This is a genomic window from Pseudomonas sp. NY15374 (assembly GCF_048068255.1).
Taxonomy (GTDB): domain Bacteria; phylum Pseudomonadota; class Gammaproteobacteria; order Pseudomonadales; family Pseudomonadaceae; genus Aquipseudomonas; species Aquipseudomonas machongensis.
The window spans coordinates 1-21588 of sequence record NZ_JBLUPZ010000002.1 but is presented as its reverse complement, the minus strand read 5'-3'; the positions used below and the strand labels follow the sequence as shown (position 1 = coordinate 21588).

Below are 21588 nucleotides of genomic sequence, written 5' to 3'. Positions count from 1 at the left end.
GCTCATGAGCCTCGTCAATGATCCGATCGTCATCGTCAGTGCCGTGCGCACGCCCATGGGTGGCCTGCAGGGCGACCTGAAAAGCCTCACTGCACCGCAGCTGGGCAGCGCAGCGATCCGCGCCGCAGTCGAGCGTGCCGGCATCGATGCCGCCAGCGTCGAGCAGGTGTTGTTCGGTTGCGTATTGCCCGCCGGGCTTGGCCAGGCGCCGGCGCGCCAGGCCGCCCTCGGGGCGGGCCTGGGCAAGCACACCACTTGCACCACCCTGAACAAGATGTGCGGCTCTGGCATGCAGGCGGCGATCATGGCCCATGACCTGTTGCTGGCCGGCAGTGCCGATGTGGTGGTGGCGGGTGGCATGGAGAGCATGACCAATGCCCCGTATTTGCTGGACAAGGCCCGCGGCGGCTATCGCATGGGGCATGGCAGGATCATCGACCACATGTTCATGGATGGCCTCGAGGATGCCTACGACAAAGGTCGCCTGATGGGCACCTTCGCTGAAGATTGCGCCCAGGCCGGGGCCTTCAGTCGCGAGGCCCAGGATAACTTCGCCATTGCGTCGCTGACCCGTGCCCAGGACGCGATCAAGAATGGCCGCTTCAGCGCCGAGATCGTGCCGGTGGAGGTCACCGAGGGCAAGGAGAAACGGCTCGTCATGGACGACGAACAGCCGCCCAAGGCGCGGCTGGACAAGATCCCCCAGCTCAAGCCGGCATTTCGCGAGGGCGGCACGGTGACGGCCGCCAACTCCAGCTCTATCTCCGACGGCGCCGCGGCCCTGGTACTCATGCGCCGCAGTGAAGCCGACAAGCGTGGTCTCAAGCCGCTGGCGGTGATCCACGGTCACGCAGCCTTCGCCGATACGCCTGCGCTGTTCCCGACCGCACCGATCGGCGCCATCGACAAGCTGATCAAACGTACTGGCTGGGATCTTGCCCAGGTGGACCTGTTCGAGATCAACGAAGCCTTTGCCGTCGTCACCCTGGCCGCCATGAAGCACCTGGACCTGCCCCATGACAAGGTCAACATTCATGGCGGCGCCTGTGCCCTGGGCCACCCGATTGGCGCTTCCGGTGCGCGCATCCTGGTGACGCTGCTTTCGGCGCTGCGCCAGAACAACCTGCGCCGCGGTATCGCGGCCATCTGCATCGGCGGCGGCGAAGCCACGGCGATCGCGGTCGAATGCCTGTACTGAGGTGAACCATGCTGGTAACTGACGAGCAACAACAGATCGCCGATGCGGTAAAGGACTTCGCTCAGGAGCGCCTCAAACCGTTCGCCGAGCAGTGGGACAAGGAGCATCGCTTCCCGCGTGAAGCCATCGACGAGATGGCCGGGCTTGGCCTGTTCGGGATGCTGGTGCCGGAGCAGTATGGTGGCAGCGATACCGGTTATGTCGCCTACGCCATGGCCCTGGAAGAAATCGCCGCCGGCGACGGCGCCTGTTCGACCATCATGAGCGTGCATAACTCGGTGGGCTGCGTGCCGATCCTGAAGTTCGGAACCGAGCAGCAGAAACAGCGTTACCTGGTGCCGCTGGCCAGCGGTGCGATGATCGGCGCCTTCGCCCTCACCGAGCCTCAGGCGGGCTCCGACGCCAGCAGCCTGAAAACGCGTGCGCGTCTGGATGGCGATCACTATGTGCTTAATGGCAGCAAGCAGTTCATCACATCCGGTCAGAGCGCCGGCGTGGTGATCGTCTTCGCTGTCACCGATCCTGAAGCGGGCAAGCGTGGGATCAGTGCGTTCATCGTGCCCACCGACTCGCCGGGCTATCAGGTGGTGCGGGTTGAAGAAAAGCTTGGGCAGCACGCCTCCGACACCTGCCAGATCGTTTTCGATGACGTGCGGGTGCCGGTGGACAATCGCCTGGGCGAAGAGGGGCAGGGCTACAAGATCGCTCTGGCCAACCTCGAGGGCGGACGTATCGGCATCGCTTCGCAGGCCGTCGGCATGGCCCGTGCGGCGTTCGAGGTCGCGCGCGACTACGCCAAGGAGCGCCAGAGCTTCGGCAAGGCGCTGGTCGAGCACCAGGCCGTGGCTTTCCGTCTGGCCGACATGGCCACGCGCATCGCCGTGGCCAGGCAGATGGTGCTGCATGCCGCCGCCCTGCGCGATGCCGGGCGCCCGGCGCTGGTGGAGGCGTCGATGGCCAAGCTTTTCGCCTCGGAAATGGCCGAAAAGGTCTGTTCGGATGCCTTGCAGACGCTCGGCGGATATGGCTATCTGAAGGACTTCCCGCTGGAGCGCATCTATCGCGATGTGCGGGTTTGCCAGATCTACGAAGGCACCAGTGACATTCAGCGCATGGTCATTGCGCGCAATCTTTGAAGGAGCAGCTTGCATGGCATTCGAAACAATCCTGCTGGACACCCACGGCAAGGTCGGCCTGATCACCCTCAACCGTCCCCAGGCGCTCAATGCCTTGAACGCGCAGATCGTGGCCGAGATCAATCAGGCCCTGGACCAGCTCGAGCGTGATCCGAACATCGGTTGCGTGGTCCTGACTGGCTCTGCCAAGGCCTTCGCCGCAGGTGCCGACATCAAGGAGATGGCCGAGCTCAAGTATCCGCAGATCTACGTTGACGACCTGTTCAGCGACGCCGACCGCATCGCCAATCGGCGCAAACCGATCATCGCCGCGGTGTCGGGGTTCGCCCTGGGCGGCGGCTGCGAACTGGCGATGATGTGCGACTTCATTCTCGCCGCTGACAACGCCAGGTTCGGCCAGCCGGAAATCAACCTCGGCGTGCTGCCGGGTATGGGCGGCACCCAGCGCCTGACCCGTGCCGTGGGCAAGGCCAAGGCCATGGAACTGTGCCTGACTGGCCGCCTGATGGGCGCAGAGGAGGCCGAGCGGGCAGGGCTGGTGGCGCGCGTGGTGCCCCAGGCCGAGCTGCTGGAAGAGGCGCTGAAGGTGGCGGCGACCATCGCCAGCAAGTCGATTCCGGTGAGCATGATGGTCAAGGAAAGCGTCAATCGTGCTTTCGAGGTGAGCCTGAGCGAGGGTGTGCGTTTCGAACGTCGCGTGTTCCACGCGGCGTTTTCCACGGAAGATCAGAAGGAAGGCATGGCAGCGTTCATCGCCAAGCGCGAGGCGCAGTTCAAGGACCGTTGAGGTTGAGGGGCAGCGCCAGGGCGCTGCCCCGCTGTTTCAGTTCGTGAGAACGTACTGCTTTGCGTCGTTCAACGAGACCGAGCTACGTTATTGGGCCTGCGCCGCTCTCCGTGCCGGTGTCCATCACCGGTTACGATCCCGGGGCAATCCGTCCGATTCGGCAGATTCCTCTGTCATTTCTGTTGCCCCACGGGGCCGGGCACCTTAGACTGCCGCCCCCTGTAAAAGAGTGCCGATTGGCGCTTGAAGAATTCCGCTGCCTGCGAGCCATCCCCGGCGGCACCCGAATCGCCCAAATGCACATTTTTTCATAGAGAAATCGATGACCAAGGAACAGTTGCTGGCCATGTCGGCCGATGACTACATGAATGCCGATCAGCTCGGGTTCTTCACCGCGCTGCTGCAAGCGATGAAAGTCGAGACCCATGAGCGCATCGAGCTGAGCCGCGCCACCATCGAAAGCCTGGATACGCCCTCTGACCCGGCCGATGTGGCTTCGGTCGAGGAAGAGCGTCATTGGCTGGTCAACGCCATCGAGCGCGACCAGCGCCTGCTGCCGCAGCTGGAGATGGCCCTGGGCCGTATCGCTGACGAGAGCTTTGGCTGGTGCGACGACAGCGGCGAGCCGATCGGTCTGCAACGCTTGCTGATCAGCCCGACCACCAAATACTGCATCGAAGCCCAGGAGCGTCACGAGCAGCTCGACCGCCATCAGCGGCAGATCTGACCGGACACACTCGGCGCAAGGCCCTGCGGAGCAATCCGTGGGGCCTTTCGCGTTTCCGCAGGAGCAGAAAGCATTTCGATTTGTTGCGATTGATGCAATACAGCTCTACCGGCAAGCGCTTTTTCCCGGCCTTGGCGGGTCGTATCCTATCCATGTAGTTAGCTTGCTAATTAAGTGGAGAGGGTCATGCAATCCCGGGTCAATGTGGCAGTGATGATAGGCTCTGGTGTACCTGCGATGCTGCAGGCACAGGGACAGCGGGCATGCTGGGTAGTGTTGGTCGATGGCGAGCGTCGCGGTACTGCCTTCGCCAGCCGGGCTGAAGCGCTGGAGTGTCAGGCTGCCTGGCTGCAGCAACTGGCGAAGGGATAGGCGGCTTAGATATCCAGGCTTAGCGCCAGTTCGCAGGCTGCCAGGTGGCTGCGGCGAAAGCCCATGACTCGGCCAGTGGCACGCTCGGTGATGTGGAAGAACGCGACGCCGGCGGGAATGACCACGAAACGCGCGATGTTGCGCACAGGTCGGATGTAAGAAATGTTCGAGACCTCTCGACGGATTTCGGTGTTTTCGTGCATATTCTTTCCCCTGTAATGCATGGATGAATACCGGACCCATTCTGCCGAGGGGCCTGGCTCTATCTATTGCATCTTTTCTGGCGGCATTGTTGTCAGACAATATTGTTCCCCCTGTGGGATCTATGCTGAGCGTTCTCTTGGGGTTTTGGCTGGCGTGCGAGGGTAAAAGATCCTGCCTGCCGTATCGACGAGCCCCGCAGACGTTTCACGCATCATGTCACTAACCTTTCAGACTTCGCTTTGAAATGGCCGCCGCGTCACGCTTTCACGACTTCGTGTGGCGGCGGGAAACAACCGGTTCGAGGATCACTTCATTGGCAGTCAGTACTCTGGATACCCACGCCCTGTTCGCCCTGGGCGATTTGCGGGCCAAGTTGGTCAAGCTTTTTCAGGGCCGTTTCATCTACGTCACCGAGCAGAACCCCGATGGCCTGTACATGGCCGAGATCGATACCGACAACGCGATGGTCGTCGATGACAAGCAACGTCTGGAACTGAAGGTCGGGGATCACTTCCGGGCCGCGGTCCTGCCGAGCCGCGAGGGTGGCAAGCTCGAGCTGCGCTTTCGCGACATCAAGTTCAACGTCTATGGCGTGGGTGACTATGCGTTCGTCTCGGTACCCGAGGGCGATGGCATTGTCTTCCGTGACGGGCAGGGCGTGATGCTCGTGTTCGCTGCCCAGTCCCAGGTGGCGGAAGGCCTGGGCAAACTGCTCAAGGCGGTGACCGGCAAGGTCGCCAAATGGCGCAAGGGCGAGCTGACCACCTTCAAGGCCAGTGAATGAGTGGCGACGATGAGCTGCCTGCGGGGCGCGCCGAGTTTCACCAGCGCCACAAGGCGCAAGCAATCCTGGACGCCGAGCGCCTGATTGCCCATCGAGCACAGTTGAAGGATGGTTGGCTGGCCTGGGTGGCGGGGGAGCTCTATCGGCTCGGCCCGCCTCCTTATGTGGCCATGGTTCGGCGCGAGCTGCAGCGCCTTACCCAGCACTGACAGCATTTGCCAGGCGGCTTCAGCGGGCGCTCAGTTGCCCCGATCGCCACCGCTGCTGACCTCATCCGGCACCTGTTCTCCCGACATGCGTTTGCGGAACAAGGCGGCCCGCGCGAGCAGAAGCGTCGTGACCGGTACGGTAATCGACAGCAGGATCGGTATCAGCCAGGCATGCAGCACTGGCCCTTGCTTGAGACCGGAGAAGTACAGGATCGAGGCGAGGCTGACGCACCACGCGCCAATAGTCGAGGCCAGTGCAGGCGGATGCATGCGCTGGAAGTAGTCCTTCAGGCGCACCAACCCGATTGCGCCGATCAAGGCGAACAGGCTGCCGATCAGCAGGAGCGCGGCCGTGGCCAGCTCCAGCCAGAACGGGAGTTCGACGGTCTGCATCATTCGATCACCTCCCCGCGCAGCAGGAACTTGGCCAGGGCAAAGGAGCCGACGAAGCCGAACAGGGCGATCAGCATCGCGCCTTCGAAATAGGTATCACTGGCATAGCGGATGCCTAGCACCAGCATCATCAGCATGGCCAGGATGTACAAGTAGTCCAGCGCCAGGACCCGGTCCTGCGCCGAAGGGCCGCGGAACACCCTGACCAGCGCCAGGGCCATGGCGATGATGAAGATGAACAGGCTGGCGAGAATGGCGTTGGCGAGCAGGCCTGTCATTCGAAGATCTCCATCAGCGGGCGTTCGTAGGTGTGCTTGAAGTGTTCGATGAAGGTGGCTTCGTCGTCCAGGTCGAACACATGCAGCAGCAGGATGCTGCGATCCAGGGCCAGCTCCGACCAGACCGTGCCGGGTACCACCGTGGTGATCATCGACAGGGCGGCCAGGCCATGGGCGTCGCGCAGTGACAGGGGGATGTGCACGAAGGCAGAGCGCGGTGGATGGCCGCCGGCTCGCAGCACGCCCCGGGCAACTTGCAGGTTCGAGAGGATCACATCCAGGCCCACACGGCCGATCAAGCGAGCAATCACCAGCGGGCGGCGGATATGGGCATGCTGCGGGCGCAATGGTGCCATGAGCACGGGTGCGAGGATGCCGAGGGCGGCGCCAAGCAGCAGATTGCCTGGGCTGACGGAAAGGTTCAGCACCAGCCACAGCACGAACAGCGCCAGCGACAGCAGCGGGGCGGGGAACAGCCGGTTCATGGTTGCACCTGCGTCATGGTGGTCGGCCCAGGCACGGGGCGGGTTGACAGGACCGCCTGAATATAGGCGTCGGGTGCCTGCAGGCCGGCGGCGGTGTCCTGGGTGTAGCGCAGCAGCGGCTCGGCCTGGATGCTGAGGACGATACACAGCCCCAGCAGTACCACGATCGGTATGCATTCATAGCGACGCAGCAATGGCGAGGGCCTCTCCTCAGGCTTCCAGAAGCGCTGGATGCCCACCCGGCCAAAGGCGATCAACGATGCCATGCCCGATAGCAGCAACAGGGCTACCAGGCACCAGCCGGCGGCTGACAGAGGCTGCTCGGCCGCCATGCCCAGGCCTTGCGGGTTGAACAGGGCGCTGATCAGGTTGAGCTTGCCGATGAAGCCGGACAGCGGCGGCATGCCAATGATCAGCAGGGCGCAGGCGATGAAGCTCAAGCCGAGGAATGCCATGGTCCAGGGGATGATCTGACCGATCACTGCCTTCTGTTCGTCGTCGAGGTTGATGCCCTTGGGTGGATGCAGGGATTCGAGCGGCGGCGGGATGGCGTCCTCTTCGTCGTCCAGGGGCACTTCGTTGGCCGAGCGCGAACGCTCGATAAGTTCTGCCAGCAGGAACAAGGCGCACAAGGCCAGGGTGGAGCTGGTGAGGTAGAACAGTGCAGCGCCGGTGAGGGCCGCCTGACCGAAGCCGACCGAGGCCAGCAAGGTGCCAGCCGAGACCAAAATGCTCAGCGCGGCGAGACGCTCCAGGCGCTGTGCGGCGAGAATCGAGACGGCAGCCACCGCGAGGGTGACGAGGCCGCCATACACCAGCCATTCCCCACCGAAATTCGCCGAAGCGCCTGCCTGGCCCGAGAACAAAAGTGTCCACAGCCGCAGCACTGCATACAGACCGACCTTGGTCATGATGGCGAACAGGGCTGCGACCGGTGCGCTGGCCGAGGAGTAGGCCGGCACCAGCCAGAAGTTCAGCGGCCAGACCCCGGCCTTGACCAGGAACGCCATGGCCAGGATCGCCGCTCCGGCGTGCAGCAAGCCTCGATCGGCTTCTGCGACCAACGGGATCTTCAGCGCCAGGTCGGCCATGTTCAGCGTGCCCGTCACGCCATAGAGCATGGCGGCGCCAACCAGGAACAGCGAAGAGGCGAACAGGTTGATGGCGATGTAGTGCAGCCCGGCCCTGACCCGCGCGCGTCCCGAACCGTGCAGCAGCAGGCCATAGGACGCCGCCAGCAGCACTTCGAAGAACACGAACAGGTTGAAGAGATCGGCGGTCAGGAACGCGCCGTAAAGGCCCATCAGCTGAATCTGGAACAGCGCGTGGAAGCTGGCGCCGGCGCCGTCCCAGCGGGCGCGGGCGAACAGCAGGGCGCTGACGCCGATTACACCGGTCAGGGTAAGCAGCAGTGCGGAAAGGTGATCGAGTACCAGCACGATACCGAACGGCGCCGGCCAGTTGCCTGGCAGGTAGACACCAATGGACTCGGCCTGACCCTGGCCGCGTACCCACATCAACAGCGTCACGGCGACGCCCAAGCCGATCATGCTCGACAGCAGGTTCAGGCGGGCCTTGAACTGGCGGTGCTTTTCACCGATCAGCAGCATGATCGCAGCGGTTACCAGCGGTAGCAGGATCGGGGCGACAATCAGTTGATTCATCCAGCTCATTCCTCACGCTCCCGGCCATCGACATGGTCGGTGCCGGTCAGGCCGCGCGAGGCCAGCAGGACCACCAGGAACAGGGCGGTCATGGCGAAGCTGATGACGATGGCGGTCAACACCAGCGCCTGGGGTAGTGGGTCGGTGTAGTTCAGCAGGTCCTGTGGGACGCCCTCCTTGATGATCGGCTCCTTGCCGATGAACAGGCTGCCCATGCTGAAGATGAACAAATTGACGCCGTAGGAGAGCAGGCACAGGCCCATGATGACCTGGTAGGTCCGTGGGCGCAGTACCAGCCAGACTCCGGAGGCGGCCAGTACGCCGATGGCGACTGCGATGACTTCTTCCATCAGGCGGCTCCTGTCTGGCTGGATTTCGGATGGCCCGGGCGATAGGCACGCACCGATTGGTGTGCCAGGGCGGTCAGGATCAAGAGCGTGGAGCCGACAACCACGGTGTACACGCCGATATCGAAGAACAAGGCGCTGGCGACATGGATGTCACCGAGCAACGGCAGATGCAGGTGCGCAGTGTGGGTGGTGAGGAACGGATAACCCAGCAACATGGCACCTATGCCGGTAAGCGTGGCGCACAGCAGGCCGGTGCCCATCCAGCGCAGCGGCCGCAGGCTCATCTGGGCCTCGACCCACTGAGTGCCTGCGACCATGTACTGGAGGATGAACGCCACCGACATCACCAGCCCGGCGACGAAGCCGCCGCCTGGTTGGTTGTGGCCGCGCATGAACAGGTACATCGAGACCAGCAGGGCGATCGGCAGCAGCAGGCGTACCAGCACCGCAGGCACCATCATGAAGCCCAGCGCGGTATCGGTGACATGCCGTGGGTTGACCAGGTCGGTGATCACGTCTGGCGCCAGCTGGCGCTGTTGCGTCGGCAGCTGCATGCTCTCTTTCGGTGGGCGGAAGCGGCGCAGCAGGGCGAAGACCGTCAGCGCCACGGCGACCAGTACAGTGATTTCACCCAATGTATCGAAGCCGCGGAAGTCCACCAGCATCACGTTGACCACATTGGTACCGCCACCCTCGGGGAGTGCACGGCTCAGGTAGAACGATGAGATGTCGTTGGGTGTAGGACGGGTCAACATGGCGTACGACAGCAGGGCCATACCGCCGCCGACCAGCACTGCCAGCAGCAGGTCGCGCAGGCGTCGCAAGCGTGCACGCTCCTGGCTGCCTGGCAGGGGAGAGACGCCTTCGATTCGGCGCGGCAGCCAGCGCAGGCCCAGCAGGATCAACACTGTGGTGACGACTTCGACCACCAGTTGCGTGAGTGCAAGGTCAGGGGCAGAGAACCAGACGAAGGTGATGCACGTCATCAGGCCGCAGACGCTGACCATGATCAGCGCAGCCAGACGGTGGTATTTGGCCTGCCAGGCTGCGCCGATGGCACAGGCAATTGCAATCAGCCACATGGCGACGAATACGCCGGACCCCGGAATCTTGGGGCGGTCCCCCCAGCTGATGCCGCTGTACAGCATGGGGGTGAGGCCGGCGAGGAAGGCGGCGACCACCAGCATGAACAGCTGGGTCTGCAGACGGCGGCTGGTCAACAGTCCTTCGAGGTGCCGGGCCAGCAGCATCAGACGTACCAGTCCGTGCTCGAACAGCCGCTTGCCATTGAAGCGTTCGATCAGTGGCGGGTAGGGGAAGCGGCCCAGGCGCAACTGTTTGCGCAGCAACAGGTAGAGCACCACGCCGCCGCACATGGCGATCAGGCTCATGATCAGGGGGGCGTTCCAGCCATGCCAGATGGCCAGGCTGTATTCCGGCAGGGTGCCGCCCACCACCGGCAACGCTGCGGCGGCGAGCAGCGGGCCCACCGACTGGGCAGGGAAGATGCCGACTACCAGGCAGGTCAGGACCAGCAGTTCGACCGGCGCGCGCATCCAGCGCGGGGGTTCGTGGGGGGTATGCGGAAGGTCCTGGGCGGTCGGGCCAAAGAACACGTCGACCGTGAAACGCAGGGCGTAGGCAACGCTGAACGTGCCTGCAAGGGTGGCGATCACCGGCAAGGCGGCCTCGACCCAGGCGCTGGAGCTGATGAATACGGTTTCGGCGAAGAACATTTCCTTGGAGAGGAAGCCGTTCATCAGAGGTACGCCGGCCATGGACGCACTGGCGACCATGGCCAGGGTGGCGGTATAGGGTACCAGGCGTATCAGGCCGCTGAGACGGCGAATGTCGCGGGTGCCGCTTTCATGGTCGATGATGCCGGCGGCCATGAACAGCGAGGCCTTGAAGGTGGCGTGGTTGAGGATGTGGAACACTGCCGCGACAGCGGCCAGCGGGCTGTTCAGGCCCAGCAGCAGGGTGATCAGGCCCAGGTGGCTGATGGTCGAATAGGCCAGCAGCCCCTTGAGGTCATTCTGGAACATCGCCGCGAAGGCCCCCAGCAGGAGGGTACAGGCGCCTGCCCCGCCGACGATCCAGAACCACTCCTCGGTGCCCGACAGCGTTGGCCATAGGCGTGCCAGCAGGAACACCCCGGCCTTGACCATGGTCGCCGAATGCAGATAGGCCGAGACCGGCGTGGGGGCAGCCATGGCATGCGGTAGCCAGAACTGGAAGGGGAACTGCGCGCTCTTGCTAAGGGCGCCAATCAGGATCAGCGGCAGCAACACAGGATAGAGCGCGTGCTGGCGGACGGTTTCGCCAGCGGCCAGGACCTTGTCCAGGTCATAGCTGCCGACCACATGGCCCAGCAGCAAGGCGCCGACCAGCAGGCACAAACCACCTGCACCCGTGACCATCAGCGCCATGTAAGCGCCGCGGCGGGCATCGCTGCGGTGGTGCCAGTAGCCGATGAGGAGGAAGGAGAACAGGCTGGTCAGCTCCCAGAAGAACACCAGCTGAATCAGGTTGCCGGAAATCACCAGCCCGAGCATTGCGCCCATGAATGCCAGGAAGAAGGCAAAGAATCGTGGCACGGGGTCTTGGGGTGACATGTAGTAGCGCGCATACAGCGACACCAATGTGCCGATGCCCAGCACCAGCAACGAGAACAGCCAGGCGAAGCCATCCATGCGCAGCACGAAGTTGAGCCCGAGGCTGGGCAGCCAGAGGAATTCTTCGCGGATCACGCCGCCATGGGCGATCTGCGGGTACAGCAGCGCTACCTGGACAGTGCCGACCAAGGCCACGAGCCCGGCGAGAATGGACTCGGCGTTACGCGCATTGTGCGGCAGCACGGCTGCCAGGCAACTGCCGATGAAGGGCAGAAGCAATAGCACTATCAAAGACATAGCGTTCTAATCTACGGAGGTTTGCCATGGATCATACGTGCCACGCTGGTGATCACCAACACGCAAGCTGTGGCAGAATCCTACAAAAGCGCTGTGACAAGCTGTTTTTTTATAACAGTTTTTTTCAGAGCATAGCCGCTGATCAGGAGTTCAACGCCCTGTCTCGCTTTCGCTTGGCGTCAGGCCTTGCGGCTCTGGAAGGGGATCGCGATCGCGGCGAATCTTCAGTTCGCTGACGACCACGGCGATCACGATCAGCAGGCCACCAATAAGCGCCACGCCTGGCAAGCGGTCCCCTGCGATACGACCAACGATGCCGGCCCAGACCGGTTCGCCGGCATAGATCAGCGTGGCACGGGTTGGCGAGACAGATTTCTGCGCCCAGTTCATCGCCACCTGGATTACCGCGCTCATGGCGCCCAGGCCAAGGGCGCTGGCCAACAGCAGCCAGGAGAAATCCGGGATGCGCTCCTGGGTCGGAACGATCATCAGGAATGATAGTGCCGAGGCAGTTGCCAGTTGCACCACGGTGACCCGGCGCACATCGACCTTTCCGGCATAACGGCTGATCAGGATGATCTCGCCGGCGATGGCCACGGCGCTGACCAAGGTCACGATTTCGCCTTCGCTGAAATTCAGCGCACCACCCTCAGGGCCGGCCAACAGCATCAGCCCGACAAAGGCCAGGCAGATACCGATGCTTGGCATCAGGCCGGGCCGGCGTCCCAGCACCAACCATTGCAGCAGCGGCACGAAGGGTACGTAGAGGGCCGTGATGAAGGCCGACTGGCTGCTGCTGATGGTTTGCAGGCCCATGGTCTGCAAGCCGTAGCCGAGCATGATCGATACACCGATCAGTACGCCGGCCTTGAGTTCGGTGAACGTCAGGCCCGACAGCGCTCGCGCCGATACCAGCCCGACGAACAGTGCCGCTGCCGCGAATCGCAGGCCGACGAAGAACATCGGTCCGCTCACGCTCATGACGTTGTGCACGATCAGGAAGGTGCCGCCCCAGAGCATGGTGATGAACACCAGCACCCATTCGGCTTTGCTCAGGCGAAAGGATACGGACGGCCGCGGGCTGCTGCTGGTGTGGGTCATGGTCTTGCGCACTCGGAAGGGGCGGCGCACAATCGCCGCAAAGTGGGCAGTATACTGCGCAATCCCTACCAGTGAGCAATATAGTGCACAAAGATTCCTCGCACCGCGCTTCGGTGCTGCAGCACGTCAGTCAGAACATCCGCCGCCTGCGTAACGACAGGGGGCTGAGCCAGACCGCCTTGGCCGAAAGCTCTGGTGTCAGTCGGCGCATGCTGGTTGCCATCGAGGCAGGCGAGAAGAACGTCAGCCTCACCACCCTCGACCTGATCGCCGAAGCGCTGGGTGTGGCGTTCAGTACGCTGATCCAGGCGCCCGAGCAACGCGATCCTGCACGCATCAATGAGCTGGCCTGGGCCGGTGAGCAGCCGGACAGCCGCGCGGTACTGCTGGGTAGTAGCCCCGCGCGGCGCGAGGTCGAGCTCTGGGAGTGGACCCTGGCACCGGGCGAGCACTATGCCAGTGAGGCTGATGCCGAGGGTTGGAGCGAGCAGATCTATGTGACCGAGGGCTGTCTGACGCTGCTGATCGAAAGCGGTGAACTGCGCCTGCGCGCTGGGGAGTTCCACATCTTCCCCAGCGACTGCCGCTACGCGTACCGCAACGACGGCCACCAGCCCACGCGATTCGTGCGCAATGTGGTGATCTGATCCACCCAGCCTACTTGGCCAGCAACGTATCGGTACTCTCGACGGCGGCAAAGGCGAAAGCTAGCGCCGCCATGGCCGAGTCGTGCACGTGCGATGCGGGCACCGTCTGTCCATTGAACTCCAGGGCCAGCGTGGCGCAGGCGTCGTGCGCCACCGAGACCTGGTAGCCGAAGTCTGCGGCAGCGCGGGTTGCCGAATCGATGCACATGTGGCTCATGGCGCCGACGATGGTCAGGTTTTTTACCTCATGCTTGTCGAGGAGCGATTTGAGCTCGGTGTCGCGAAACGCGTTGACTTGATGCTTGAGCACCACCGGCTCGCTGCTGATCGGCAGTACCTTGGCGTGGATCTCGGCGCCTGGCGAGCCAGGGGCAAAAAACGGCGCATCGGCTGATTCGAACTCGTGGCGCACATGCACGACCAGGTCGCCGCGCTCGCGGGCAGCGGCGAGCAGGCGGGCGGCGTTGTCGGCCGCCGCATCGGCGCCGTCGAGGGTCCATTTGCCACCGGGGAAGTAATCGTTCTGGATATCGATGAGAATCAGGGCCTGCTTGCTCATGTTGCGCGCCTCCTTGGGCGTGGTCGTGGTGTAGCGATAGTTATAGGCTTGAACGACCGACATGGGGATTGGCGCGATCGACACAATGAGGGCAAAAACTGACATGGGTGCAGGCTTGGAAATCGGTGTGCTGGTCTATCCCGATGCGCAGCGTGCCGCTGTACATGGGCTGACCGACCTGTTCACGGTCGCCAATCAGGTCGCCTGTGAACTCGGTGATGGGAAGCTGCTGCCGATCCGTATCAGCCACTGGCAACTCGATCAGGCCGGTGAACTCTGCGAGGTGTACGACAGCCTGCCGGGCGCGCGCCATGACCTCAAGGTGCTGGTGGTGCCGCCCAGCCTTGGCCCGGCACCTGCACCTGCGCTGCTTGAGCGACACCGCGCGCACTTGTGCCAGTGGCATGCACGCGGCACTGTGCTCGCTTCGGTGTGCATCGGCGTGTTCTTCATTGCTGCCAGTGGCCTGCTGGACGGGCGTTCGGCGAGTACCCACTGGAATTACGCCCAGACCTTGGCCGAGCGCTACCCGCAAGTACGCGCCGATGCCAGCGTAGCGGTACTGGACGATGGCGACATCATGACGTCGGCCGGGCTGATGGCCTGGACCGAGCTCGGGCTGCGTCTGCTTGAGCGTTTCCTGGGTACCACCCTGGCGCGCGAGACCGCCCGCTACCTGGCGGTCGATCCGGTGCCGACCCCGCTGCCCGGTGCGTTGTTCACACCGAGGCTGGATCACGGCAATGAAGCCGTGCTGAAGGTGCAGCACTGGCTGCAGGGGAGTGGTGCGCGAGAGGCCAATCTGGCAAACATGGCTGGATGTGCCGGGCTCGAAGAGCGTACGTTTCTGCGGCGTTTTCGCGCGGCGACCGGATTGCGTCCTACCCAATACTGCCAGCAGGTCCGGGTAGGACGTGCCTGCCGCCTGCTGGAGTTCACCCGGCGCAGCGTCGACCAGATTGCCTGGGGCGTGGGCTATCAGGACCCCAGTGCCTTTCGTAAGGTGTTCCAGCGCGTCACCGGCCTGACACCCAGTGACTACCGGCGACGTTTCGCCGTGGTTGCCTGAGCGTCTGGGCCTGGCGGGTGAGGCCCAGGGCCTTCGTCGGCGAGGCGATCGCGATGGTTGCGCAGCGGACATTCCTTCAACGACATGCAGCCGCAGCCAATGCAGCCATCCAACTGGTCGCGCAGCATCATCAATTCTTCGATGCGCTGGGTCAGGTCTTCTCGCCATCGTGCGGAAAAACGCTGCCAGTCTTCAGCGGTCGGCGTGTGCCCTTTGGGCAGGGTATCGAGCGCTTCGGCGACTTGCGCCAGCGGTACTCCCAGGCGCTGCGCCATCTTTATCACTGCCACCCGGCGTAGCATGGCTCGCTCGAAGCGGCGCTGGTTGCCGTTGTTGCGGGTGCTGTGGATCAGTCCCTTGCTTTCATAGAAGTGCAGCGCGGTCACCGCGACGCCGCTGCGCGCTGCCAACTGGCCTACGCTGAGCAGGCGTTCCGGCGCCGTCACGTCCTTGCTGGGCATGTCGAAATATTCCTTGACCTTGACTTAACTCGAGGTTTTACCCTGCTCGCCATCACGCTGCAAGTACCCCGAGCAAGGAGACTGTTCATGGTGGCCACCCCTCATTCCCTATGGTTTACCCAGATGATCGAGTACGAAGTGCCGGCGATTCGGCAACAGGCCCTGGCCGAGGCGTTGGTCCTGCGGGCGGAGGAGATCGCCAGCCGTTGCGATGGTCTGCTGGGCGTCAGCATTCAGGCCAGTGTCGATGGCAGTCGGGTGTTGCAATACCTGCGGTGGCAATCGCGCCAGGAGTGGGCGGCTGCCGCGCCCTGTTTCGTCGAGGAGCCGTTCCTCGACCTGTTGCAGCGTCACCAGGCGCGCGGTGTCAATTTCACGGCCTACCAGACCTTGCGCAGCCTGGTGCGAGGCACCGACGGCGGCTTGCATTGCGAGGTCGGTGAGCCTCAGGCGTACCAGGGAGCGTAGTGCGGGTAGCGGTCTAGGCGTGCGCCGATGACCATTTCTCCGATCCATGTACCCAGGATCGAACTGTAGGCTTTCTGGCTTTCCTCGCTGGACAGTGCATGGTCGGCCCCGTCGACGATGCGGTGGGTCAGTGAATGGGCGCCGACGAACGCGGAGCGATAGCTCATCAGGGTGTTGTGCGGCACATAGTCATCGTGCTCGGACTCCACCAGCAGGACATCGCCAGCGAACTCGGCGCAGGCGGCCAAGGCACGATTGTCGGCCGGCCCCAGAATGCGTTGGCGATAGTGATTCAGGCGCTGGCGGTCGAGTGCTTGCTTTGGAGTGTCCCATTCATCGTCCCAGTACAATGCAGGTACCCGCATCGCCAGCCATTTCACGGGTCTATATGCGGTCAGCAGGGTGGCCAGATAACCGCCATAGCTGCTGCCAATCAGCGCAATGGCGCCGGGATCGACGGCAGGGTGCGAGGCCAGCCGATCGTAGGCGGCCAGCAGGTCGGTGAGGTTCTGCTCACGGGTCACCGTCAATCGCTGGCTTTCGGTCTTTTCGTGTCCGCGCAAGTCGAAGGTCATGCACACGCAACCCAACCCGGTAATCTGTCGGGCGCGGGCCAGGTCTCGCTGCTGGCTGCCGCCCCAGCCGTGGACGAAGAGAATGCCGGGCATCTTGCTGCCAGGACTGACCAAAGTACCGGCGATACTTTCGCCCTCGACCTGTAGCTCGACCTGTTCACTCTGAATGGCCATGCTCGCGAATCCGTGCAAATTTGCAGAATTGTCCGAGTTCACTGTCGTCCCCCTCATAGAAAAGTGTGGCGTCGGCCGGAAGTTCAGGCGTGCCGAACACCTCGTGGGTGGATGCGCGTACCTGCTGCAGCGTCGGATCGTCGGCGAAGGCGCGCACGGCAAGGAGCTCTGCGCTGCTGGCGCCGCCCTGGCGCCACGATTGCTCCAGGACGCCGCTGCGCAGGTGGCCACGTGCGTCGAGGCCACGGGCGATGTCGTAGTTGCGGCGTGAGGCGATGAAACCTGGGAAGTGTCGCTCCGCCGCTTGCTCGTAGGTCATGGCCTGATTGATAGCCAGGCGCAGATAATCTTCCAGCGGGCGCTGCAGCAGCGCCTGGTAGTCGCCGCGTACTACCATCAGATCTGAGCCACCGTAGACCTGTTGGCCCTGATGATCCTGGGTGAGTTGCTGGGTACCGTAGTAGCTGCAGGTGAGGCCAGCGACACGCACTTGGCCAACACTGAAGGTTTCTACTTCATGCAGGTCTTCCTCCAGCACCAGTCCCCAAAGGCCAAGTGCCTTGTCGTCCAAGGTCGCGAGCAAGGGGGCAAGTGCGTCAAGGGTATCGATTACCTGCTGGCCGCGACCGGCACGGGCCAATACGGGTTTGACCCGAACGGGGCCGCTGCGCAATAGCAAGTCGGCTGCTCGTCGAGCGTCGTCCTTGGAAAAGACCGTGTAGCCGCGCAACAGGGCACCGCTGGCCTGTTGCGCGAAGGCGTCAGTCCAGCCCGGCGGAAAGACTGCATTGGCGGGTAGTGGGTGGGAAATGGCTTTGGTCGCCATGTAGGGATGGCTTACCAGGCCGCCGAACAGGTCCTGTTCGCAGCGGATGCCCTGTTGCTGGCCGATCAAGGTTTCCGTGGGCAGGTAATAATAGTGGTAGGCCTGGCCGGCCGGTGGTCCAGGGTTGAAGACGGGTATGCCAAGCAATTGCGCCAGGATCTCGGCGAGCTTCTGGTGAGTGGCATATTCATGGTCCGGGGTGCGTTCGCGGGTGTCGAGGAGTACGACGGCGATTTTCGACTCGTGGGGGTGGGCCATGTGCGATCTCATCCGCTGGGGCTGTACGAACTGTGAAATTCCAGACAGCTCGAAAGTTCAGCCCGTTGGACTGGCGGCCGAGGCGCTCCAATCTATCGCAGGCTCTTTGTGGGCGATCCGATTGCGGGCGTTCGCAGCCTGTTCCATTATCCCGACCTGGAACCGTCCAAGATGTGATCGCAGGAGAGCGCATGAGCAGTCTGAACCCCCTTAAGGAATCCATACCGGCACGCCTGGCGCGTGTGCGCGATGTCATGGCCAGGGAGGGTGTCGATGCCCTGTTGGTGCCCTCTGCCGATCCGCACCTTTCCGAGTACTTGCCCGGCCATTGGCAAGGGCGCCAATGGCTGTCTGGCTTCCAGGGCTCGGTCGGCACGCTGGTAGTGGCCGCGGAATTCGCCGGGCTGTGGGTCGACAGCCGCTATTGGGAGCAGGCAGAGAAGGAATTGGCGGGCAGTGGCATCGAGCTGATGAAGCTACTGCCAGGTCAGCCGGGGGCATTGGATTGGCTGGGTGAGCAGGTTGCCAGCGGCGGTGCCGTGGCGGTTGATGGTGCGGTCATGGCGCTGGCCTTTGCCCGTCAATTGGGAGAGCGCCTGAGCGCTCGCAATGTAAGACTGCTGACTGACCGAGACCTGCTGGGTGAGGTCTGGGGCGATCGTCCGGCCTTGCCTGGCAACCCCGTCTATCAGCACCTGCCCCCCCATGCGACTGTCAGTCGTGCGCAGAAACTCGGTGAGTTGCGTCAGGCCCTGGATAGCAAGGGCGCCGACTGGCATTTCATCGCAACTCTGGACGACATCGCCTGGCTGTTCAACCTGCGCGGTAGTGATGTTTCGTACAACCCGGTGTTCGTTTCCTTCGCCTTGATCGGTCGTGATCAAGCCACGCTCTTTGTCGGTCAGGACAAGATCAATACTCATCTGCGTCAAGTACTGGCGGCCGACGGTATCCAGGTGCGTGACTACGCGGAAGTTGGCCATGCACTTGCGAGCCTCGTTGGCGGCACCCGCCTGCTGGTCGATCCGGCGCGTGTCACCCAGGGCCTGCTGGACAAGCTCGACGAGCGGGTCGCGTTGGTCGAGGGCATCAATCCGACTACGCTGAGCAAGTCGCGCAAGGGCGAGGCGGACCTGGTTCATATTCGTCAGGTGATGGAGCAGGACGGTGCAGCCTTGTGCGAGTTCTTCGCCTGGTTCGAGGCCAATCTTGGGCGCGAGACCATCACCGAACTGACGGTCGATGAACAGCTGAGCGCGGCACGTGCGCGGCGCCCTGACTTCGTCTCGCTGAGCTTCTCGACCATCGCGGCCTTCAATGCCAATGGCGCGATGCCCCATTACCGCGCCACCGAACAGTCGCATGCGGTGATCGAGGGTAACGGCCTGCTGCTGATCGATTCGGGCGGCCAGTACCTGGGCGGAACTACCGACATTACCCGGATGGTGCCGATTGGTACACCCAGCCTGGAGCAGAAGAAGGACTGCACGCGGGTGCTCAAGGGAGTGATCGCGTTGTCGCGGGCGACTTTCCCGCGGGGCATTCTTTCGCCGCTGCTCGATGCCATCGCCCGGGCGCCTATCTGGGCCGATCAAGTCGACTACGGCCATGGCACTGGGCATGGCGTAGGCTACTTCATGAATGTGCACGAGGGGCCGCAGGTCATTGCCTATCAGGCGGCAACTACGCCGCAGACAGCCATGCAGGCCGGGATGATCAGTTCGATCGAGCCGGGCACCTACAGACCTGGAGCCTGGGGCGTGCGTATCGAGAATCTGGTGGTTAATCGGGAGGTGGGCAACAGCGCTTTTGGCGACTTCCTGGCCTTTGAAACCCTGACGCTTTGCCCGATCGACACCCGATGCTTGCTGCCCGAGTTGCTCGATGTTTCGGAGCGCCAATGGCTCAACCGTTATCACCAGACCGTGTATGAGCGATTAGCGCCCCTGTTGCAAGGCGACGCACTGGCCTGGTTGAGACTGCGTACGCAGCCGGTCTGATCGACTGGAACGAGAAAGGGCAGCCTGAGGCTGCCCTTTCGTTTATTTGCAGATGACGATCATGCTGCGGCTGGTATAGCCGGCTGGGTTGATTCCGAACACGTAGTCGCCCGGCTCTTCGTCGCTGTCGCTGGAGCGCGCGATTACCTTGTAGCCTTTGCTGCCGCATGACGCTTGCGCATTGGCGTAGCACTTGTCCCAAGATGATGAAAGCCCGGAGCAGTTGATGTGCAAGCCCTTCTTCCCTCGCTTCACCTCGGTCTTGGCTGTAGCGGCACACCCAGCAATGGCCAAGATGGCCAGGATGAGAAAAATACGTTTCATTCCTGTCCTTATCTGGGCGGTGAGCATTGTCCGCCCTTGTAGTGATGACTGCGTTCTGCCTGAAACTCCCCTGCTTCCGTGCCCGGCTCAGTAGATCGTCTGAAGGTGATGATGCTGTGACAGCTTAAACAGCCTTATAGGCGGGTACAAGGCTGAAGCTGTTCAAATGAAACTATTTCTCAAATCAGTCAGCCGCTACGGGAGGGCTGCTTTCCTTGCGCATCGACAGTGTGGCCCCGACCGAGGCGGTAATGATTGCCAGGATCGCCAACCACTGGGTCAAGCTGAGAACCTCTCCAAGGAATAGAAGCCCCGACAGTGCACCGAATGCGGGTTCGATACTCATCAGTGTGCCGAAGGTTCGCGCGGGCATTCGTGTCAGTGCGACCATTTCCAGGCTGTAGGGGAGGGCGGTAGACAGGATCGCCACGGCAAGTGCGACCGGAATCAGTGCTGGAGTGAGCAAGGCACTACCGGCGTGGGCGATACCGATGGGAGCCACGAACAGCGCCGCGATCAATACGCCCAATGCCGCGGTCTGGATACCGTTTTCCGCGCCTGCTCGCTGGCCATATAAAATGTAGAGCGCCCAGCAGACGCCGGCACCCAAGGCGTAGGCCGCGCCGGTCAGGTCGAGGGAGGCCCCCGTCTGCCCTGTCGGGATGAGCAGTAGCAGGCCGACGATGGCGAGCGCGATCCAGAGAAAGTCCAGGGCGCGGCGCGAAGCGAAGATCGCTACCGCCAGCGGGCCGGTAAACTCCAGCGCCACGGCGATGCCCAGCGGAACGGTGCGCAACGACATATAGAAAAGGAAATTCATGCCGCCCAGGGCCAGCCCATAGATGATGACGCTGCGCAGGGTGCTGGCATTGAACCTGGCGCGCCACGGGCGTAGCAATGCAAGCATGATGATGCTGGCGAAGATCAGGCGCAGCGTTGTGGTGCCCTGAGCGCCGACAACTGGAAACATGCTCTTGGCCAGTGACGCTCCAGACTGGATGGAAGCCATGGCAATCAACAGCAGGCCGATAGGGAACAGCGTGGCGGCCAGGCTGCGGGGCTGGGTGTTCATTTGGGTGGGGCAGTCCTAAATAAGTAGAAGGGGCGAGCTGCGCAATATAGTGCGCAAATCCCAGTGGCAGGTGCAACTGCTCTTGAGCAATGCGCGGGCTAAGCCCTTCATTTCGATTAAGATTTTATGAAATAAAAGGTTGACGCCCTCTCAGATCCCCTTATAATGCGCCCCACTTCCGCAGCAAACGGAACGCAAAACTTCTTGCTAATCAACGAGTTAAGCGAGTTCGGTGAGGTGTGAAGTGCTTCGATCACCTGATCGGCAGCGGTGAAAAAGGCAGTTGACAGCATCTTCGAGTGCTGTATGATTCGCCTCCCGCTACGAGAGATCGCAGCGAGTCAAGTGTTTGAAGCTAAACGAGTTTCTCGGAAAAAACTTCAAAATAAACGCTTGACAGCCAATGAGGAAAGCGTAGAATGCGCGCCTCGGTTGAGACGAAAGGCTCTTAACCAAACGCTCTTTAACAAATCGAATCAAGCAATTCGTGTGGGTGCTTGTGAGTACGGACTGATAGTCGCCAAGATTATCAGCATCACAAGTGGCCATGCGAGA

At 62.5% G+C, this 21588-nt stretch carries 26 protein-coding genes; 12 read left to right on the top strand and 14 right to left on the bottom strand.

The window, feature by feature from the left end; all coding sequences use genetic code 11:
* Positions 1–4: 4 nt before the first annotated feature.
* From ACNFHO_RS04485 to ACNFHO_RS04465, 5 genes are all read left to right on the top strand, one after another.
* Positions 5–1198 (top strand): acetyl-CoA C-acyltransferase, encoded by a 1194-nt coding sequence (locus ACNFHO_RS04485; protein ID WP_416765437.1) that lies wholly within the window; start codon positions 5–7, stop codon positions 1196–1198.
* An 8-nt stretch (positions 1199–1206) separates the two neighbouring features.
* The gene (locus tag ACNFHO_RS04480; RefSeq protein WP_416765435.1) at positions 1207–2334 is read left to right on the top strand and encodes an acyl-CoA dehydrogenase; all 1128 of its coding nucleotides are present in this window, start codon (positions 1207–1209) and stop codon (positions 2332–2334) included.
* A gap of 13 nt (positions 2335–2347) precedes the next feature.
* Entirely contained in the window at positions 2348–3121 is a 774-nt protein-coding gene (locus ACNFHO_RS04475; RefSeq protein WP_416765433.1) for an enoyl-CoA hydratase, read from the top strand.
* A gap of 322 nt (positions 3122–3443) precedes the next feature.
* Positions 3444–3848 carry a TraR/DksA family transcriptional regulator gene (locus ACNFHO_RS04470; RefSeq protein ID WP_054894328.1) on the top strand — a complete coding sequence of 135 codons (405 nt, stop codon included), beginning with the start codon at positions 3444–3446 and terminating at the stop codon, positions 3846–3848.
* A 186-nt stretch (positions 3849–4034) separates the two neighbouring features.
* The gene (locus ACNFHO_RS04465) at positions 4035–4220 is read left to right on the top strand and encodes a hypothetical protein (RefSeq protein WP_153774797.1); all 186 of its coding nucleotides are present in this window, start codon (positions 4035–4037) and stop codon (positions 4218–4220) included.
* 5 nt (positions 4221–4225) lie between these two features.
* Here ACNFHO_RS04465 and ACNFHO_RS04460 read toward each other — a convergent pair whose 3' ends face one another.
* Positions 4226–4423: a hypothetical protein gene (locus tag ACNFHO_RS04460; protein ID WP_063545549.1), complete on the bottom strand. Its 198-nt coding sequence runs from the start codon at positions 4421–4423 to the stop codon at positions 4226–4228.
* 314 nt (positions 4424–4737) lie between these two features.
* On the opposite strand from ACNFHO_RS04460, the gene ACNFHO_RS04455 reads away from it, so the two are divergent.
* Both ACNFHO_RS04455 and ACNFHO_RS04450 read left to right on the top strand, forming a co-directional pair.
* Positions 4738–5208 carry a hypothetical protein gene (locus ACNFHO_RS04455; RefSeq protein ID WP_054894325.1) on the top strand — a complete coding sequence of 157 codons (471 nt, stop codon included), beginning with the start codon at positions 4738–4740 and terminating at the stop codon, positions 5206–5208.
* On the top strand, positions 5205–5417 hold the full coding sequence (locus tag ACNFHO_RS04450; protein ID WP_054894324.1) for a hypothetical protein: 213 nt from the start codon (positions 5205–5207) through the stop codon (positions 5415–5417). The genes ACNFHO_RS04455 and ACNFHO_RS04450 overlap by 4 nt, the downstream gene beginning before the upstream one ends.
* Before the next feature lie 30 nt (positions 5418–5447).
* Here ACNFHO_RS04450 and ACNFHO_RS04445 read toward each other — a convergent pair whose 3' ends face one another.
* The 7 genes from ACNFHO_RS04445 to ACNFHO_RS04415 all read right to left on the bottom strand — a co-directional run bounded on the left by ACNFHO_RS04445 (position 5448) and on the right by ACNFHO_RS04415 (position 12600).
* A complete protein-coding gene (locus tag ACNFHO_RS04445) occupies positions 5448–5813 on the bottom strand; it encodes a Na+/H+ antiporter subunit G (protein WP_063545547.1) in 366 nt (121 codons plus the stop codon).
* Positions 5810–6088, bottom strand: coding sequence for a K+/H+ antiporter subunit F (locus ACNFHO_RS04440; protein WP_054894322.1), 279 nt, complete (start codon positions 6086–6088; stop codon positions 5810–5812). Before ACNFHO_RS04440 ends, ACNFHO_RS04445 begins: the two co-directional genes overlap by 4 nt.
* Positions 6085–6573 carry a Na+/H+ antiporter subunit E gene (locus ACNFHO_RS04435; RefSeq protein WP_054894321.1) on the bottom strand — a complete coding sequence of 163 codons (489 nt, stop codon included), beginning with the start codon at positions 6571–6573 and terminating at the stop codon, positions 6085–6087. The genes ACNFHO_RS04440 and ACNFHO_RS04435 overlap by 4 nt, the downstream gene beginning before the upstream one ends.
* On the bottom strand, positions 6570–8246 hold the full coding sequence (locus ACNFHO_RS04430) for a monovalent cation/H+ antiporter subunit D (RefSeq protein ID WP_416765429.1): 1677 nt from the start codon (positions 8244–8246) through the stop codon (positions 6570–6572). Before ACNFHO_RS04430 ends, ACNFHO_RS04435 begins: the two co-directional genes overlap by 4 nt.
* Positions 8243–8587: a Na+/H+ antiporter subunit C gene (locus tag ACNFHO_RS04425; RefSeq protein WP_054894319.1), complete on the bottom strand. Its 345-nt coding sequence runs from the start codon at positions 8585–8587 to the stop codon at positions 8243–8245. The genes ACNFHO_RS04430 and ACNFHO_RS04425 overlap by 4 nt, the downstream gene beginning before the upstream one ends.
* Entirely contained in the window at positions 8587–11499 is a 2913-nt protein-coding gene (locus tag ACNFHO_RS04420) for a monovalent cation/H+ antiporter subunit A (RefSeq protein ID WP_416765427.1), read from the bottom strand. The genes ACNFHO_RS04425 and ACNFHO_RS04420 overlap by 1 nt, the downstream gene beginning before the upstream one ends.
* 150 nt (positions 11500–11649) lie before the next feature.
* Entirely contained in the window at positions 11650–12600 is a 951-nt protein-coding gene (locus ACNFHO_RS04415) for a DMT family transporter (protein ID WP_054894317.1), read from the bottom strand.
* An 83-nt stretch (positions 12601–12683) separates the two neighbouring features.
* Here ACNFHO_RS04415 and ACNFHO_RS04410 point away from each other — a divergent pair, with 83 nt between their 5' ends.
* The gene (locus tag ACNFHO_RS04410; protein WP_416765426.1) at positions 12684–13247 is read left to right on the top strand and encodes a helix-turn-helix domain-containing protein; all 564 of its coding nucleotides are present in this window, start codon (positions 12684–12686) and stop codon (positions 13245–13247) included.
* A gap of 10 nt (positions 13248–13257) precedes the next feature.
* Here ACNFHO_RS04410 and ACNFHO_RS04405 read toward each other — a convergent pair whose 3' ends face one another.
* Positions 13258–13806 (bottom strand): cysteine hydrolase family protein, encoded by a 549-nt coding sequence (locus ACNFHO_RS04405; protein ID WP_153774808.1) that lies wholly within the window; start codon positions 13804–13806, stop codon positions 13258–13260.
* A gap of 85 nt (positions 13807–13891) precedes the next feature.
* Here ACNFHO_RS04405 and ACNFHO_RS04400 point away from each other — a divergent pair, with 85 nt between their 5' ends.
* A complete protein-coding gene (locus ACNFHO_RS04400; protein WP_416765425.1) occupies positions 13892–14875 on the top strand; it encodes a GlxA family transcriptional regulator in 984 nt (327 codons plus the stop codon).
* On the opposite strand, the gene soxR is transcribed toward ACNFHO_RS04400, so the two are convergent.
* On the bottom strand, positions 14845–15336 hold the full coding sequence (soxR, locus tag ACNFHO_RS04395) for a redox-sensitive transcriptional activator SoxR (protein ID WP_112898727.1): 492 nt from the start codon (positions 15334–15336) through the stop codon (positions 14845–14847). The genes ACNFHO_RS04400 and soxR overlap by 31 nt on opposite strands.
* An 87-nt stretch (positions 15337–15423) precedes the next feature.
* Between soxR and ACNFHO_RS04390 the strand changes: the two genes are divergently transcribed.
* Positions 15424–15804 carry an antibiotic biosynthesis monooxygenase gene (locus ACNFHO_RS04390; protein ID WP_125929415.1) on the top strand — a complete coding sequence of 127 codons (381 nt, stop codon included), beginning with the start codon at positions 15424–15426 and terminating at the stop codon, positions 15802–15804.
* On the opposite strand, the gene ACNFHO_RS04385 is transcribed toward ACNFHO_RS04390, so the two are convergent.
* Together ACNFHO_RS04385 and ACNFHO_RS04380 are read right to left on the bottom strand one after the other, a co-directional pair.
* Positions 15783–16553 (bottom strand): alpha/beta hydrolase family protein, encoded by a 771-nt coding sequence (locus ACNFHO_RS04385; RefSeq protein ID WP_065861935.1) that lies wholly within the window; start codon positions 16551–16553, stop codon positions 15783–15785. The genes ACNFHO_RS04390 and ACNFHO_RS04385 overlap by 22 nt on opposite strands.
* On the bottom strand, positions 16537–17637 hold the full coding sequence (locus ACNFHO_RS04380) for a DUF3182 family protein (RefSeq protein ID WP_416765422.1): 1101 nt from the start codon (positions 17635–17637) through the stop codon (positions 16537–16539). Before ACNFHO_RS04380 ends, ACNFHO_RS04385 begins: the two co-directional genes overlap by 17 nt.
* Positions 17638–17828: 191 nt before the next feature.
* On the opposite strand from ACNFHO_RS04380, the gene ACNFHO_RS04375 reads away from it, so the two are divergent.
* Positions 17829–19637: an aminopeptidase P family protein gene (locus ACNFHO_RS04375; protein WP_416765420.1), complete on the top strand. Its 1809-nt coding sequence runs from the start codon at positions 17829–17831 to the stop codon at positions 19635–19637.
* A 42-nt stretch (positions 19638–19679) separates the two neighbouring features.
* On the opposite strand, the gene ACNFHO_RS04370 is transcribed toward ACNFHO_RS04375, so the two are convergent.
* Positions 19680–19961, bottom strand: coding sequence for a hypothetical protein (locus tag ACNFHO_RS04370; protein ID WP_054894309.1), 282 nt, complete (start codon positions 19959–19961; stop codon positions 19680–19682).
* 184 nt (positions 19962–20145) lie between these two features.
* Positions 20146–21033 carry a threonine/homoserine exporter RhtA gene (gene rhtA, locus ACNFHO_RS04365; RefSeq protein ID WP_054894308.1) on the bottom strand — a complete coding sequence of 296 codons (888 nt, stop codon included), beginning with the start codon at positions 21031–21033 and terminating at the stop codon, positions 20146–20148.
* A 306-nt stretch (positions 21034–21339) separates the two neighbouring features.
* Between rhtA and ACNFHO_RS04360 the strand changes: the two genes are divergently transcribed.
* The coding region (locus ACNFHO_RS04360; protein ID WP_416765417.1) for a hypothetical protein at positions 21340–21588 on the top strand (249 nt) is incomplete at its 3' end.